We start from the raw sequence: 15,168 nt of genomic DNA, 5'->3' as shown, positions 1-15,168 counted from the left end.
ATCAATAGAGTATTAGTAGTTGGTATACTGCAGGCCTAATTGGAAAGTGCGTCCATAGGCTTCATATTGGGCGTTATAGGCGCTGTTGCCGGTGTAGCTATAATAGGGCTCATCGGTTAGGTTTACCCCTTTGAAATATAAGGTCACATTGCTGGTCAAATGGGCTTTTGCGACAAAATCCCATTGCAGATGATTGTCTTGGTAGAGATCAAGGCGCTCATCACTTAGCTCGGTGACTTCCTGTAAATATTCAGATTTATAGGCCGCCGATAACCAGACACTGGCGTAGCTATTTTCGTATCCCAGTGAGAGGTTCGCGGTTAGATCCGATTGGCTCGGCATCGGGATATCGCGACTCAGTAACTGGCCGTCCTCAATCCAACTGATGTTGGCACTGGAATCGGTGTAGGTAAGGTTAGAGTTGAGCACCAAGGCATTAAATGGCTCGGGTAAAAAGTGAAACTCCTGCACATAACTGAGTTCTAGCCCGTAGATGTCGGCGCTGTCACCATTAACAAAAGTCACGGCGCTGTGGGCATCCACATAGTCACCGAGGCCGGCTAAATCCGCTTGATAAATAAAGTTTTCGATATCTTTATAGAAAAGACCCGCCGAAATTAATCCTATATTGCCGAAATAGTGCTCAAGGCTTAAGTCAACATTCATTGATTCAAGCGACTTAAGCTGTGGATTACCAAAGGTTAAATCAATATCGCCATCATCTTCTTCGAGCAAATACCCCGGCGCTAATTGGCCGAACGTCGGGCGCACTAAGGTGTTTGTCCACGCGGCGCGCAGCACGGTATTGTCGGTATAACGATAGGTTAGGTGCAGCGCGGGTAGCCAATGATCTTCATCGCTAGAATGATTGATATCGATAAATTCGTCTTTGGCGCCATCATAGCCAGAGCCGGTAGAGTCCCATTGATTTTGCTCGACACGCAGTCCTGTGAGTATCCGCAGCTTTCCGATATCCATATGTCCCATTAGGTAGGCGGCATTAATATCTTCAGTAATGTCAAAATCGTTAATGGTGGACTCGACTTCATCGCGATTATCATCCGCATCGAGGCTATTGACGAGCTCCCACACTGGGGTTGAATCAATACCTGTACCGAAGCGGCCTAAGCTATAGTCGAGTTCATTGCCCGCATATTGGCTTAGCAGCAGGGCATCATCGCTCACACCTTGATCGCCTAAGTCACTGTATATCCAAATATCTTCCCGATTACTTTTATCGCGGCGACTCACTTTCACCCCAGTTTTCACTTCGGCGCTGTAGTCGCCTAGGGTGAGTTGACGGGTAAGATCGACATTCACTGCGTTGATGGTGTCTTCGGCCTTGGAGGCGGCAATTTCAATCTCATCGAGTTCAAAATTTGCGTTTTGGTAATAGTCTTCAGGGGCGATGATTTGTGGCGTCTGTGTATTGCTAAAGCCGGTGTTATCAATCTTGGCCACAAAATCGGCGCCCGCAATATCCCGCGGTTTTTCGGCGCTGGCGCTGCTGTGACTCGCTTGATAGTCAAAGGTCCAGCGGTCAAAGCGGGTTTGGCCGCCGAGCACAAAGGAAGTAATATTTTGATTCTCAGTACGCGATTTGAGCGAGCGGGTGGTTTTACCTTGGCTTAATGCATCTGCCTGCTGCGCTGACTTCCACTTGGTTTTAGCGCTATTGCGGGTTTCTGTGTCATCAAATTCGCTATAAAGTGTGCGTAGATACAAGTCGGTATCATCGCTTGGACGATAATCAAAGTTCACTCCGACACCTAAACGCTCACGATTGATTTCATAATCACGGGCATCAACAGATGCAAGTGCTGCGTCATCAAAGCCGGAATCCTCTGCAAACGCCCAATCGCCACCGGTTTCGACGTTATCAGAGCCAAAGTCGCGGTTATACCAACTGGTCGCGATGGCAATACCCAGATTTTCAGCAATGATATCGCTGTAACTGGCCGCTAATTTGGGGTTGATATTGTCGGTTAAGGTATCTTGGCTCGCCTCAGTGTTGAGATTGAGATAGGTATCATCGCGATCGAAGGCCGACAGGCTTTTTACCTCAATGGCGCCGCCTAGGGCATCAGCATCCATATCTGGGGTTAAGGTTTTACTCACTTCTACCGATTGCAGTAGATCCGATGGCACCACATCAAGGGCGACCGCGCGTCTATCACTTTCGGGGGAGGGTAAGCGTGTACCGTTCATCGATACTGAGTTATAGTCTGGCGCCATACCGCGCACACGCACAAAACGACCTTCGCCCTGATCCCGTTCAATTGATAAGCCTGGCACCCGTTGCAGCGACTCACTGATATTACTGTCGGGGAAATTCCCCAACACATCAGCGCTTACCACACTGAGCACATTATCTGCACCGCGTTGGCGGTTCATCGATTTACTGAGCGCGCCCTGTTGCCCCACAACGCGGATATGCTCCACATCATCTTGGCTGTTTAAACTGATATCTTGCAGTGTGGTTTGTTTGTCACGAATGCTGATCTTATGTTCAGTCGTCATTGCTCCGAGGTAATTGACGACTAAGGTGTAATCGCCATCTTTCACTCCCACAAAAAAGAAGCGGCCATCGCGGCCAGCCTGTTGACTCAGGTTTAGTTCTTTTAAGGTCACAGTCGCGCCCGCAAGGGGTTGCTGGCTGCTGTTATCACGAATTTGCCCTTCAAGTTTGCCCACGGCGAGGGCGTTAGTACTAAAACCTGCGAGCATCATTGCTAAGCTTATCGCCGAAAGGCGTGCCGAAATGGATTTGGATGCTTTTGCGATTAAACGTTCTTTATGTGGTGCAGACGCTGCTGCTTTTAAGGAGGATGTAGCAGATTGCATGTTTTTGTTCCTCTAGTTTTAAGACAGAGTCTTTAGCGATGTTTGGGCAAGCATGGTTGCCATCCGTTAATGGCCGCCAAGTTAGGGGAGCTTAATGTCAGATTTGTGACGGGATTTTGGGGTTGCTGCTTTCGAGGTGATTTAGGCCGTGCAATATGGCATTTTTTGCGCGGTGTTGAGCCAAAATGACTGCAAAAAATGCCGCAAATCAATCGTCAATAACCATACATAAGATCTGATAATGTGAATGTGGGCGTAAGGCGGTTTTTTGCTTAAAACAATTGATTTATAAATGGTTAAATGATTTTTAGCCATGTATGTCGATGAAAGTTGTTATCTGATGATTGATGTATTGCACCACCAACAAACCGCCAAACTAAGGGCAAATGGGGGCGTTATTCTGTACATCAGTGTGTTCATCATGATCTTAAAAAAATGCTTGAGCTAATTTACCGCAGTGTGAGCGGTTTAAGTCTGTTGCAAGGGCTTGCCAGACGAACCCTTCTTGCAGCATTTGGCTGACGTTTCTGCTGCGTTATCGTCCGTTTATGTTGAATAACTACACTACACGGACTTTGCCTTGCATAAACGGTGAGCCAAATAGCTGCAAAAATAACCCTGAAACGTCAACAAGCCCTAGCTTTACTGCTTATTTAAATTCAATTGATTAGCGGGGCAATGTCACTGTGTTGTCATAAAAGCTCGCTAACTTGCAACCCACAGTATTTTCACTGCATGAGCTCCTTTAGGACTTAACATAACAAGGTGTGTATTTTGGGCACTACTGCAAAATCATTACGTTTAGCCAGTGTCTATGGCTTAAGCCTGTTTATTCTCTTCATTGTGCCGCTGTATCTGTGGCAGAGCACTGCGGCCAAAATGATTGCAGAGGTGGATTGGCTTGATGTCGCTACCGAAGGCGCTTTATTTGTGCTCGGGATGTGCTGGTTGATGGTGATAGTGTCTGTTCGCCCTTCAGGGCGAGTGACCAACTTATTAATTGCGGGTTTATCAAGCTATTGTTTAGGTTGTTATTTGGATTTACTGGATGAGATTTTTATTGTCAAAACCCTCCCTATTTATAACTGGTTTGAAAAAATGCCGACGCCAGTAGGGTTACTGGTGCTTACGGGCGGTTTATGGTTATGGCGAGATGAGCAAACCGTGGTTAATCGCCAGCTACAAACGCGAGAGCAATTTCATCGGGAGCATCAATTGACAGATAGTCTGACCTTACTCAATGATGCCAAGGCTTTTGAACATCACTTAGTCAAACAATTATCACAAAATCAATCAGTTGGATTATTAATGCTTGATGTCGATTATTTTCATCGATATAACAAAAATCAAGGCGTTGAAGAGGGGGATAAGCTGTTGTCTCAGTTGGCACTCTGGTTAAGTTCAACCTTACGCAATCAAGATTTAGTCTGCCGCTACGCTGGAGATCGTTTTGTTATCCTGCTTCGTGGGGCGATTCCTTCATTTGTTAGTGTGATGGCAGAGCAGTTGCAGCATGGAATTAAGGCTTTTGATTGTAGCGCGACAGTGGTGTGGACACTGCCGTCACCCAAAATGCTTCCTCTGCAAAATAGTACATGTACAGCCAAAGAAGAGGCGATAGCACTACTGCAAGTATTGAATCAAAAAATGTCACAGCAAAAAGAGCTTCGTGTATCAGAGGCTATCGCTCCATCCCCCTTTAATACGCTGGATAAATCAGCAGCAAGCGAGCTTAACTAATGCGTGCGCTGGCCACTTGGCAGGATAAATGTATCGATAGCCAATTGCTGGTGGCAAGCCTTGTGGGGCTCTTTAAACAACGAGATCTTGATTGCGATAAGTTACTCAGGGGGACGGGCATTTTTATAACGGATATTCGTAAACCCGATCACCTTATCAGCCCCAAGCAGTTAGCTCGTCTGCTGGATAACGCATTAGCGCAATGGCCAAATGGCGATTTGAGTTTTTTGCTCGGCCAGCTGTGGTTTCCGTCACAAAGTGGTGTGCTAACGTCGGGGATGTTTTGTGCGCGGGATGTTAAGGAGCTGATTTATTTTTGGCATAAGTATCATTGGCTCACCCAGCCTTGGTTGCAAACCTGGCGTTGGCAGGGGGAGCATGAGTGGCATTTTTTGTTAAGCCTCGATTTAGGTATGCACAGGCACAAGCAGTTTTTTATTGAGTTAAGTCTGTCGTCATTTATGGCGTGTTTTAAGCAATTACTTGGGCAAGCGTGGCGCGGCAGTATCTGTTTTCCATACCCAGCACCGGATAATTTGGCCCATTACTATAAATATTTTGGTATGGATTTACGCTTTGATGCGCCGCTGTGCAGGATCTCCATGGCGAAAAATTTATTGCGCCAGCCTTCGCTATTTGCCAACCAAAGTCTACTTTATTCCCAACCCGAGAATGTCGATACTCACTGTGCTGAGGATGCTCAGCTGCCATCTGCGTCTCAATCTTGCATTCATGGTGAGGCAGCCTCTCCAGCTCTGGATATTCAACCTCTGCAATTGCCATTAAGGCCGCAACTCAATATGGCAAAGGCGGCTCGCCAAGCATTATTCGCGCAGGAGTTTCGTCTCGGATTAGCAGCGGGCATTCGCCTAAAATTGATGCGAAGAACACTGTCGTTGCCCGAAATGGCGCAGATCCTGGAGATTAGCCCTGCCACACTAAAACGCCGTCTTGGCGAGATGGGATTAAATTATGGGCAACTTGCTGATGAAAGTCGTTTAATCAGGGCGCTGTATTTTTTAGCAGAACCCGAGCAAGACGCCCACAGTATTGCCTCCTCGTTATCCTTTAGTGATGCCAGCAATTTTAGGCGTTCATTTAAGCGATGGACGGGCCAATTACCTGGTTATTTTCGCTATTGGTTAGCTTAGTTTGCGTCTAAAGCAAAGATTTGCCTATTTACTGAGTAAACTCACTGAATTTATGGGGCTTTTGAATTGTCATTCAAAATTTTGCATAAGTGTTAGCAAAATCTCCGGGGTTATACTTTTATTTATGCAAAATCTAGAATAAATATACTAGCCCGGACTTCCGCATTAGGGTAATGCTATAAATGTAATCAGCTTTCACATAGAATGACCTTTATGCATTACTTAACCTACGATTTTAACGGATAGTGTTAATTCATCAGCAATATACCCGCCATGGCCCTGATTATCGCTTTGGTGAGCAAATGACCTTTCTCGATGTGAAACAAACCTTTGGCTTTAGTCATGTGCGCGTAGGGCGTTGGGTTACGCGGGAAGAATCCTTAATTGCCGCTAATTTAGTGTTTGATTCGCTGGCAGACCTTGCCTTTATCCTGCATTTACCGCCCTTAACCTTAGGGCTAAGGCAAAGCTTAAGCCTTGCTTTTGGTCATGGCGGACAAAAGGGCGTGCAGGCTCATTATGCGCCTGCAGCAAGAGAGTTGGCATTGGCAAAAAATGCCGGCGCTGGCGCCTTGGCCCATGAGTTTTGGCATGCGTTTGACCATTATGTGGCGCCTAAGGCGTTTCAACGGGTAACGGGGCGGTTTACGTGCGCCAGCGATTTATGGCTTGCTGATCTGCCGCTCATTGATCATCCGTTAAATCAGCGTTTAGTCGAAATTTTTCGAGTGACATTACTCTCTGAGGACAATCTAGCGCCGAGCGATTATGTCCGCCGCGCAATAGCATTAGATAAACGTTATGGCTCGCAGTATTTTGCTAAACCTACCGAAATGATGGCTCGGGCCTTTGAAGCGTGTATCGAATCCTATCAAGGTATCCAAAATCCCTATCTGGTGTCTGGCACGCGATATTCATCCTTAGCCAAGGAAGGCGCGTATCCCGACGAGCCGCATAGGCAACGCATTTTCAAGGCACTGATTGCCTATTTTGAGCCGCTAGGCATCGCGTTAGGGAAAGCGGGATAAGCGTTCAGTGTTAATCTGCGAGTTGTTGCTGGCAATAGGCGAGCTGGTGGCGAATGGCATCCAGCCATTGTGAGGCTTGGTAATCCATTAAATACCAATGGCTTAGCTGTGTTTCGGGCTGGTGATTAAAAAACAGCGACTCACATGCGATGAGCTTGGCTTTATCTGCACACTGCAACCAAATCGCACTGGGAATGCAGGCTAATTCGGCTAAATGTTGCCGTATTCCTTGCTTAGTATCCTCATTCACACTCTCAACTAGGCGATATTGTCTCAATATATCCAGTTTACTAAAGGGATCTTCACTTTCATTGACGAAGTTTACTTGGTGTGTTGCCTCAGTTGTTTGCTCCCAAGGGGTCAGCGTAAATTCAGCCCAGTCTAAGCGCTCACAGAGCAGGGCTTTAGCGATTCTTCTTTCTCCTAACCAGTTATGAACCATGCAGGGGAGATGAACCGTCTCGGGCAGTTCAACACTCCGCCGTAAGCTGGGCAGTAGCGACATGCGCTGAACTTGTAGTTGTTGTGCCAAGGTCATCATAAGAACGATCGCCGTTAAGCCCGATGATGGCCAGCAACCGAGAGTTGCAGTGAGATCGGTGGCGACTTGGGTCAATGCCTTGGCCAGTTGCAAACTTTGGGGATGACCTTGAACTTCAAAAGCATATTGCGATTCGGCAAAACCGCCATTGGCAATCGTAACTACATGACCATGGGGCGTGAAATGCTGCGGACATTGCGTACCATTAAAAATAAAGGTGAGACCTTTAGCGGCAGGTTGCCATTCCCCTGACGCATTGCCAATGATGGTGGCTTGCTCAAGCTTGAGTTGCTCGGCAAGTGCTTTGAGGGAAATCCTAGGTTGCGGCTTAGCCAATTGACGGTGCATATGCGTATGTGGCTGAGGCACATCGGCTAAGGGCTGTGAATAGGGCATACTCGCAAAGACTCTCTAAAGCAAAGAGGATTAGTGTACTGGATCTTCTGTTTTGACTAAAGAATTATTGCCTGTAAGCTATCGACTTCATAATGAATAAATTTTCATACGTAACAGTACGTTAGACTGTTTTAAATTCTGCTGATTTTTCTTTGAATTGGTTTGTTAGGCATACCGATGGCCGGTTTTATGGCGTGGGAGTACGCCATGTCCGCGCCTTTATCGAGGCTCACAGTACCGATTTTGCTGCAGAGTTGTTTTTCACTGATAGAGTTGGCATCCTCAATATTTTGGTTAGAAGTATAAAAAGGAATGGGCATGGAATTTACTGACGCGGAGCTGGTATTGATTGCGGCAGCGAAACATAAGGTGAAGTGGGTGCAGCGAGTGCGGATTGGCGTGATTATTTTGCTTCTCTTAGGCACGCTGGCGTTGCTTGCTGATCTTTGGAGTCACCCGTATGCCATTTATATCGCTTTCGCGCTGGTGGTGTTTGCGGTGGCTTTGCCGCAGTTTGGCCAAGGGCCAAAATATGAGGAATTGCTTGAGCTATTACTGGAAAAATCTAGTAGTCCGAAAACCAATGTGTGAATAGTAAAGGGCTTTTAGCTTAGGAGTGTCTAGCCTGTAAGCCCTTTAGCTTTTAACACCTTATCCGTGAATTTATTCTTCGGGGTAAACCTTCTCTTTAAAGTGCTTTTATATTCACACAAATCTTCAATAATACAGCTGCCGCAGCGGGGTTTGCGTGCAAGGCAGGTGTAGCGGCCATGCAGAATAAACCAGTGGTGTACATCCACTTTAAATTCGGCGGGAACGACCTTTAACATACGCTCCTCGACTTCGACCACATTTTTACCTGGGGCAAATTTAGTGCGATTAGCGAGGCGAAAGATATGGGTATCGACAGCGATAGTTGGCCAACCAAAGGCGGTATTGAGCACCACATTGGCAGTTTTACGGCCAACACCAGGAAGGGACTCGAGGGCTTCTCTGTCTTCTGGCACTTCACCATTGTATTTTTCAATCAAGATCTCGCAGGCCTTAATCACATTGACGGCCTTGTTGTTATACAGGCCAATCGTCTTGATATATTCCTTTAATCCTTCGACACCTAAGGCATAAATACTGTGGGCAGTATTGGCCACCGGAAACAATTTATCGGTCGCCTTATTCACACTCACATCGGTTGCCTGCGCCGATAACGTTACCGCCACCAGTAATTCAAAAGGGCTGGAGAAATTCAGCTCGGTCTGTGGTTTAGGATTGTTTTCACGTAGGCGGGTGAGGATTTGGATGCGTTTTTGTTGATTCATGGTGATCCTTGTAAGTCAGAGGGTTTAACGCTAAACCCTCCGCCTATTCTGTTATCTCAATGAGTGAGAAGGCTTAACTCACTTTAGTGATCCGTGCCCGTGCGACGCTTGGTTGAACCGCCGTTTCAGGCTGACGCTCTCTAAGCTTTTTATCGATAACGTTTTTAAGAGCGATAAGTAAACCCATGACGATAAAGGCGCCGGGCGGCAACATGGCTAGCAGGAAGGACGTATCAACTTGCCATACCTGAAATGTTAAGGCTTTTGCCCAAGGGCCAAGCAGTTGATCTGCGCCATCAAACAGTGTGCCTTGACCAAGGATTTCTCGCGTGGCGCCAAGTAAGACCAATACCAAGGTAAACCCTAATCCCATCATCAAACCATCGAAGGCGGAGCTAAAGGCATTATTACGGGAAGCAAATGCTTCTGCGCGGCCAATGATAATGCAGTTGGTCACAATCAGCGGTAGGAAGATCCCCAACGACATATAAAGCCCATAGGCATAAGCATTCACCAGAAGTTGCACCGCCGTCACCAGCGCTGCAATGATCATCACAAACACGGGGATACGGATTTCCTTGGGCACATAGTCGCGTACTAACGATATTAAGACGTTAGAGCCTATCAGTACCAGCATAGTGGCGATACCAAGGCCAAGGGCATTGGTGAGGGTTGTTGTGACCGCTAGCAATGGGCAAAGCCCGAGGCGCTGTACTAGACCAGGGTTATTTTTCCACAGCCCTTGCCAAGCAATTTCGCGATAATTAGTCATGTTTGGCCTCACAATTAAGTGGTTGGCTGAAAATTTCTGCTTGATGCTGAGTAAAGTACCATACCGCGCGTTTTACGGCTTTCACATAGGCGCGAGGCGTAATCGTGGCACCGGTAAATTGATCGAAATCGCCGCCGTCTTTTTGCACCTGCCATTGCTTATCATCTTCGGATTTAAGTACTTTTCCGACAAACTTGGTGACCCAATCGGATTTACGTAATTCGATTTTATCTCCAAGCCCAGGGGTTTCTTGGTGGGCAAGGGTGCGCACGCCTAACACTTCACCTTGGGTATTGATGCCCACAATCAGTTTGATATTACCGTTATAGCCATCAGGGGCGATGGCTTCCATAGCGATTGCAACGGGTTTACCGGCTGCGGTGGCAATATAAGCAGGCATGGCATCTTCTGTGCCTAGCGCCTCTTTGTTCTGCAGCAATGTACATTGAGCGGTCAGCTCATTGTCATGGATTTCCTCGGGGATCAGTTGATGTAAGATGCCCATCAGTTCTTTCTGCTGTTGCAGCTTTATTTTATCGAAGGTCTGTTGATTGACCACTGCGACTAAGCCAGTGCAGAGCAGGGCAAACAGGGCGAGTAACAGACCATTTTTAATCATTGGGTTATTCAAATTTTTTCCTCAAGAGTCTTTGTTCAAGCTCGCTTGATTCGCTATTTCACAGGCCTAGCCCGCTGAGTGGCCATAGGTGCGCGGACGCACATAATAGTCAATAAATGGTGCACACAGGTTTGCGAGTAGCACAGCAAAGGCAAACGCATCGGGGTAGCCACCTTGGGTGCGAATGATATACACCAAGACACCAATTAACGCACCGAAAATGATACGGCCACGTGGACTGGTGGCGGCCGTGACGGGATCGGTCGCAATAAAGAAGGCGGCAAGCATGGTGGCACCAGAGAATAAATGAAACAGCGGGCTGGCATGGGTATCGGGCGATAATAAAAAGCCGACGCTAGATGCCACAAATAATCCCGCTAATACCCCCGTACTAATATGCCAGCGGATCGCTTTTAACTTCAGTAGCACTATACCGCCCGCTAAATAGGCTAAATTGACCCAAAACCAACCAACACCTGTGCTGCCATCAAAGATGCTTTTAGCCATACTCTCGGTCGTTGTTAGCCCTAAAGAAAGATCGGTCTTTAAGGTATCCAGCGGTGTTGCCATACTGATGCCATCAATGCCTAGGCGAAATTGCTCCATGCCTACGTGGGCGCCGACATTGAAGATAAGTTGCAGACTATCAACAATACTCGGGGTATTGAGTGCGACGGTACTTGGCGCAATCCAAGTTGTCATCTGCAGCGGAAACGACACCAGTAACAACACATAGGCGGCCATGGCCGGGTTAAACAGGTTATGCCCTAAACCGCCATAGAGATGCTTGACGATAACAATCGCAAAGGCGGTGCCCATGACGATCATCCACCAAGGCGCGAGCGGAGGAATGGCAACCCCAATTAAGATGGCCGTGAGCATGGCGCTATTATCACCAAGGCTCGCTTTGATGCTGCGCTTACGCAGTTTCATCACCGCCGCTTCACAGCTTAAGGCCACGATAATCGCCAGTAATACTTGGATAAGCGTGCCCCAGCCAAAAAAGGCGCATTGCACCACAAGTCCTGGGAGCAAGCATAAAATCACCCGCTGCATCACTGTTGATGTCTGCAAATTACGGGTTACATGGGGTGATGATGCTATTTTAAACGCCATTGTGATCCCTTTTATCTAATCTTGAGTCACTGATTTTTAAGCTACAGATTTTTAAGTCAACTGCGCTATTCATTTGAGTCACTGATCGCATCAGCTTCCCTTGCTGCTTTTTTTGCTTTCGCGCGGGCAACAGCGGCGGCCACTTTGGCCTTTTTCTCATCTTCTGGACTGAGTTGCGCGCTTAGTTCAGGGCTAAGTGGCGCATTACTTGGTTGAGCTGATACTGGCTCGGCCCCAACGATTGGTTGAGCCGGGATATCCTCATTCAATTCGACCTGTTGCGCGGCAGCTTTTTTGGCTTTCGCACGGGCAACGGCTGCAGCCACTTTGGCTTTTTTCTCATCTTCAGGACTAAGTGTTGAATTAGGTGCTGAATTAGGTTCTGAGTTAAGTTCAGGCTTAAGTGTCGCATTGCTTGGCTGAGCTGACTCTGCGACATCACTTGACTGAACTTCAGCAGCGTCATTCGATTCGGTTTGTTGCGCAGCGGCCTTTTTAGCTTTAGCGCGTGCAACCGCAGCGGCCACTTTGGCTTTTTTGTCATCCATCTCAGTGTTAGCTGCGGATGGAATAACAGGCTTATCTGAGTTTATCTCAGCAGTATCTGTACCCTCGTTAGCATCTGAGTCTGCATTCATCGCCGCTTTTTTGGCTTTGGCCCGCGCAATCGCCGCTGCGACTTTATCTTTTTGCGATAAAGACTCGGCTTGTTCAGTAGGCGCTGTTTGCTTAGAAGATTCAGCATCATCTTCTGCTTGAGAAACGTTGGTTGCAGCGGCTTTCTTAGCTTTTGCGCGGGCAATCGCAGCGGCTACAGCCGCTTTACCCTTAGGTGCTTGTGTGCTGACTGCATCAACTTCAGCAGTTGCGATCGTAGCCGTTGCGTCATCGGCGGTGGTTTGTGCTGCTTTCTTCGCGGCAATACGCGCCATGGCCTGTGCAACGGCATCCTTATCCGTTGTGGTCATGGTCGTTTGGCGACGCGCAGCGGCTTCTTTCGCCTTGGCTTCACGGGCGAGTTTTTCTTCTTCAAGACGTTGAAGTCGTGCCTCGAAGCGTAATTTTGCGCGCTCGGCTTGCTGTTTTTCATCTGCGGTTTGTTTTAGTGCTGACTTGGCGATGCGGTAGTATTCCACGAGGGGTATATCACTCGGACATACATAGCTACAACAGCCACATTCGATACAGTCTTTGAGGTTATAGCTGGCTGCTTTGTCGTATTCTTCAGCCTTGGCATGCCAAAACAGTTGCTGTGGTAGCAAGAGTGCAGGGCAGGCATTGGCGCATTCGCCGCAGCGGATACAGGCTTTTTCCTCTGGCGTGGTTCCAATCTCTTGACTGCTCGGGACCAAAATACAGTTAGTGCCTTTTAAAATGGGCACTTGGATCGTTGGCAGCGCATGGCCCATCATCGGGCCGCCAATAATCACCTTTTGATCGGCTGCGGCGTTAAATTCGGTATGGGCGAGCACGTGCTCAACGGGCGTGCCTATGGGTAACCAATAGTTGCCAGGTTTACCGACATTTTGTCCAGTAACGGTAACTACACGTTCAATCAGTGGTTTACCTTGGGTGACAGCTTGGTGAATCGCAAAAGCAGTACCGACGTTATGCACCACAATCCCAAGCTTAGCGGGGATGGCGCCAGAGGGTACTTCACGACCGGTGATGATCTGAATAAGCTGTTTTTCACCGCCAGAAGGATACTTGGTTGGGATCACTGTGACTCGAACACTGCCCGTAGGAAGCGTTGATTGACTCACTGCGTTCTGCATGGCTTGTATTGCTTCGGGCTTATTGTCTTCAATAGCAATCACAATGCGCTTGGGGGCTAAGAGGCGATGGATAATGCCAATGCCCGCCAATATCTCTTGGCTGTATTCACGCATGAGTCGATCGTCGGCACTGATATAAGGCTCGCATTCTACGCCGTTGATAATCACTAATTCGATTTCACTAACGGGATTAAGCTTGATATGGCTTGGAAAGGCTGCGCCGCCCATGCCGGCAATACCTGCCGCATGGATCTTGGTAATTATTTGTTGATTACTCAGACTATCGAGTGAGCCTGATGTGAGTTCACACCAACGATCTTCACCATCGGCGGCAATCACACAGGTATTCACTGGTAGCGCCGAGGCGTGGTTACTGGCTCTTAGCTCAATGGCGACAACAGCGCCGGAGGTTGGCGCATGCACGGGTAAATGCCAAATGGATGTACCTTGAGTTAAGGGCGTACCTTTTAATACTTTGTCGCCCACTTTTACTGCAAGGGTGCAGTTCTCACCGACCTGTGGCACAGGCACGAGGTATTCTCGTGCTAATGGCAGTTGGCTAATCGGCGTAGTATTGGAGAGGAATTTGACTTCGGGTGGATGTATGCCACCGGGTGAGCGCCAAAGGGTTCCTTTATCTAATTGATCTAATAAAGTTAGCACCGCTTATCCTCTCTTCTCTTCGTGCGGGGTCTCTTGGATAAGAGTCACGGGAATCGCATTTAAACGCCAATTCCAGTTTTTCAGATTTTGGGTCACTGGCACCATATCGATACAGTCGACGGGGCAGGGCTCAACACACAGATCGCAACCTGTGCAATCGGCAGTGAGCACGGTATGCATTAATTTACCCGCGCCAATAATGGCATCGACTGGGCAGGCCTGAATACATTTAGTGCAGCCAATACACTCATCTTCACGGATATAAGCGACTTTTTTAACCTGAGACTGCGCCTCAGCATTGAGAGGCTCTGGTTCTACGCCCATTAAACTGGCGAGTTTTTCCATTGTGGCAGTGCCGCCGGGAGGGCACTTATTGACTTTGTCGCCATTGGCAATGGCTTCGGCGTAGGGACGACAGCCGGGATAACCACATTGACCACATTGAGTTTGTGGCAAAATCGCTTCAAGCTCATCAACGATAGGGTTGCCTTCAACCTTGAATTTTAAGGCGGCAAATCCGAGTAATACCCCAAAGAATAATGCCAATAGGGTTAATAAGATAACGGCAATTAACATGGTGGACATTTATTTAACCAATCCTGTGAATCCCATAAAGGCCAAGGACATCAGGCCCGCGGTGATCATGGCGATGGCACCGCCTTTAAAAGGCTCTGGTACATCGGCAGCCGCTAAACGTTCACGCATCGCAGAAAACAGAATTAACACTAAGGAAAACCCTACCGCGGCACCAAATCCGTAGATAGCGGATTGAATAAAATCGTGTTTCTCATTCACGTTTAATAGTGCTACCCCTAATACAGCGCAGTTAGTGGTGATCAGCGGCAGATAAATCCCCAACGCGCGGTGTAGGGCTGCACTGGTTTTTTGCACGACCATCTCGGTAAATTGCACCACCACCGCAATCACTAAAATAAAGCTCATGGTGCGCAGATAACCGAGGTCAAAGGGCAATAGCAGATATTGATTCACGAGGTAACTGAGAATGGATGCCAAAGTCAACACGAAGGTGGTGGCCATAGACATACCGATAGCGGACTCCAATTTGCTGGAGACCCCCATAAATGGACATAAACCTAAGAATTTCACTAAAACGAAATTGTTGACCAATACAGTGCTGATCAACAACAGGAGATATTCACTCATCTCAATACTTGTCTAAACGGATCTTGGCCGTATTATCGACTTT

General features: G+C 47.7%; 13 protein-coding genes and 1 pseudogene. 4 read left to right on the top strand and 10 right to left on the bottom strand.

What is annotated here, in order from left to right:
- Nucleotides 1–12: 12 nt before the first annotated feature.
- Nucleotides 13–2,844 (bottom strand): TonB-dependent receptor, encoded by a 2,832-nt coding sequence (locus tag SO_RS11610; protein WP_011072483.1) that lies wholly within the window; start codon nt 2,842–2,844, stop codon nt 13–15.
- Between the two features lie 765 nt (nt 2,845–3,609).
- On the opposite strand from SO_RS11610, the gene SO_RS11605 reads away from it, so the two are divergent.
- The 3 genes from SO_RS11605 (at nt 3,610) to SO_RS11595 (ending at nt 6,763) form a co-directional block, all read left to right on the top strand.
- Nucleotides 3,610–4,584 (top strand): GGDEF domain-containing protein, encoded by a 975-nt coding sequence (locus SO_RS11605; protein WP_011072482.1) that lies wholly within the window; start codon nt 3,610–3,612, stop codon nt 4,582–4,584.
- Nucleotides 4,584–5,735 carry an AraC family transcriptional regulator gene (locus SO_RS11600; protein WP_011072481.1) on the top strand — a complete coding sequence of 384 codons (1,152 nt, stop codon included), beginning with the start codon at nt 4,584–4,586 and terminating at the stop codon, nt 5,733–5,735. The genes SO_RS11605 and SO_RS11600 overlap by 1 nt, the downstream gene beginning before the upstream one ends.
- A gap of 245 nt (nt 5,736–5,980) precedes the next feature.
- Nucleotides 5,981–6,763: a CLCA_X family protein gene (locus SO_RS11595; RefSeq protein ID WP_011072480.1), complete on the top strand. Its 783-nt coding sequence runs from the start codon at nt 5,981–5,983 to the stop codon at nt 6,761–6,763.
- 10 nt (nt 6,764–6,773) lie between these two features.
- Here the strand turns inward: SO_RS11595 and SO_RS11590 are convergent, their stop codons facing one another.
- Both SO_RS11590 and SO_RS11585 read right to left on the bottom strand, forming a co-directional pair.
- Nucleotides 6,774–7,700: a hypothetical protein gene (locus SO_RS11590; RefSeq protein ID WP_011072479.1), complete on the bottom strand. Its 927-nt coding sequence runs from the start codon at nt 7,698–7,700 to the stop codon at nt 6,774–6,776.
- A 131-nt stretch (nt 7,701–7,831) separates the two neighbouring features.
- Entirely contained in the window at nt 7,832–8,020 is a 189-nt protein-coding gene (locus tag SO_RS11585) for a hypothetical protein (protein WP_164925715.1), read from the bottom strand.
- Here SO_RS11585 and SO_RS11580 point away from each other — a divergent pair.
- Nucleotides 8,019–8,291 carry a hypothetical protein gene (locus SO_RS11580; RefSeq protein WP_011072478.1) on the top strand — a complete coding sequence of 91 codons (273 nt, stop codon included), beginning with the start codon at nt 8,019–8,021 and terminating at the stop codon, nt 8,289–8,291. The genes SO_RS11585 and SO_RS11580 overlap by 2 nt on opposite strands.
- Before the next feature lie 72 nt (nt 8,292–8,363).
- Here SO_RS11580 and nth read toward each other — a convergent pair.
- The 7 genes and pseudogenes from nth to rsxA form a co-directional block, all read right to left on the bottom strand.
- Nucleotides 8,364–9,016: pseudogene (nth, locus tag SO_RS11575) on the bottom strand (endonuclease III).
- Between the two features lie 73 nt (nt 9,017–9,089).
- Nucleotides 9,090–9,788 (bottom strand): electron transport complex subunit E, encoded by a 699-nt coding sequence (locus tag SO_RS11570; RefSeq protein ID WP_011072476.1) that lies wholly within the window; start codon nt 9,786–9,788, stop codon nt 9,090–9,092.
- Nucleotides 9,781–10,419 (bottom strand): electron transport complex subunit RsxG, encoded by a 639-nt coding sequence (gene rsxG, locus SO_RS11565; RefSeq protein WP_011072475.1) that lies wholly within the window; start codon nt 10,417–10,419, stop codon nt 9,781–9,783. Before rsxG ends, SO_RS11570 begins: the two co-directional genes overlap by 8 nt.
- Nucleotides 10,420–10,473: 54 nt before the next feature.
- A complete protein-coding gene (gene rsxD, locus SO_RS11560; RefSeq protein ID WP_011072474.1) occupies nt 10,474–11,523 on the bottom strand; it encodes an electron transport complex subunit RsxD in 1,050 nt (349 codons plus the stop codon).
- A 65-nt stretch (nt 11,524–11,588) separates the two neighbouring features.
- On the bottom strand, nt 11,589–13,961 hold the full coding sequence (gene rsxC, locus SO_RS11555) for an electron transport complex subunit RsxC (RefSeq protein WP_011072473.1): 2,373 nt from the start codon (nt 13,959–13,961) through the stop codon (nt 11,589–11,591).
- 3 nt (nt 13,962–13,964) lie between these two features.
- A complete protein-coding gene (gene rsxB / locus SO_RS11550; protein ID WP_011072472.1) occupies nt 13,965–14,546 on the bottom strand; it encodes an electron transport complex subunit RsxB in 582 nt (193 codons plus the stop codon).
- A complete protein-coding gene (gene rsxA, locus SO_RS11545; protein WP_011072471.1) occupies nt 14,547–15,125 on the bottom strand; it encodes an electron transport complex subunit RsxA in 579 nt (192 codons plus the stop codon).
- Nucleotides 15,126–15,168: the final 43 nt, after the last annotated feature.

Source organism: Shewanella oneidensis MR-1 (genome assembly GCF_000146165.2).
GTDB lineage: Bacteria > Pseudomonadota > Gammaproteobacteria > Enterobacterales > Shewanellaceae > Shewanella > Shewanella oneidensis.
The sequence above is the reverse complement of the archived record's forward strand: the minus strand, read 5'-3'. Positions and strand labels throughout refer to the sequence as shown.

What these genes read in the sequence shown, in the direction of transcription:
- rsxA (WP_011072471.1), bottom strand. Translation starts at nt 15,125, where the DNA reads ATGAGTGAATATCTCCTGTTGTTGATCAGCACTGTATTGGTCAACAAT.
- SO_RS11585 (WP_164925715.1), bottom strand. Translation starts at nt 8,020, where the DNA reads ATGCCCATTCCTTTTTATACTTCTAACCAAAATATTGAGGATGCCAAC.
- SO_RS11570 (WP_011072476.1), bottom strand. Translation starts at nt 9,788, where the DNA reads ATGACTAATTATCGCGAAATTGCTTGGCAAGGGCTGTGGAAAAATAAC.
- SO_RS11610 (WP_011072483.1), bottom strand. Translation starts at nt 2,844, where the DNA reads ATGCAATCTGCTACATCCTCCTTAAAAGCAGCAGCGTCTGCACCACAT.
- rsxB (WP_011072472.1), bottom strand. Translation starts at nt 14,546, where the DNA reads ATGTCCACCATGTTAATTGCCGTTATCTTATTAACCCTATTGGCATTA.
- SO_RS11600 (WP_011072481.1), top strand. Translation starts at nt 4,584, where the DNA reads ATGCGTGCGCTGGCCACTTGGCAGGATAAATGTATCGATAGCCAATTG.
- rsxD (WP_011072474.1), bottom strand. Translation starts at nt 11,523, where the DNA reads ATGGCGTTTAAAATAGCATCATCACCCCATGTAACCCGTAATTTGCAG.
- SO_RS11590 (WP_011072479.1), bottom strand. Translation starts at nt 7,700, where the DNA reads ATGCCCTATTCACAGCCCTTAGCCGATGTGCCTCAGCCACATACGCAT.
- SO_RS11580 (WP_011072478.1), top strand. Translation starts at nt 8,019, where the DNA reads ATGGAATTTACTGACGCGGAGCTGGTATTGATTGCGGCAGCGAAACAT.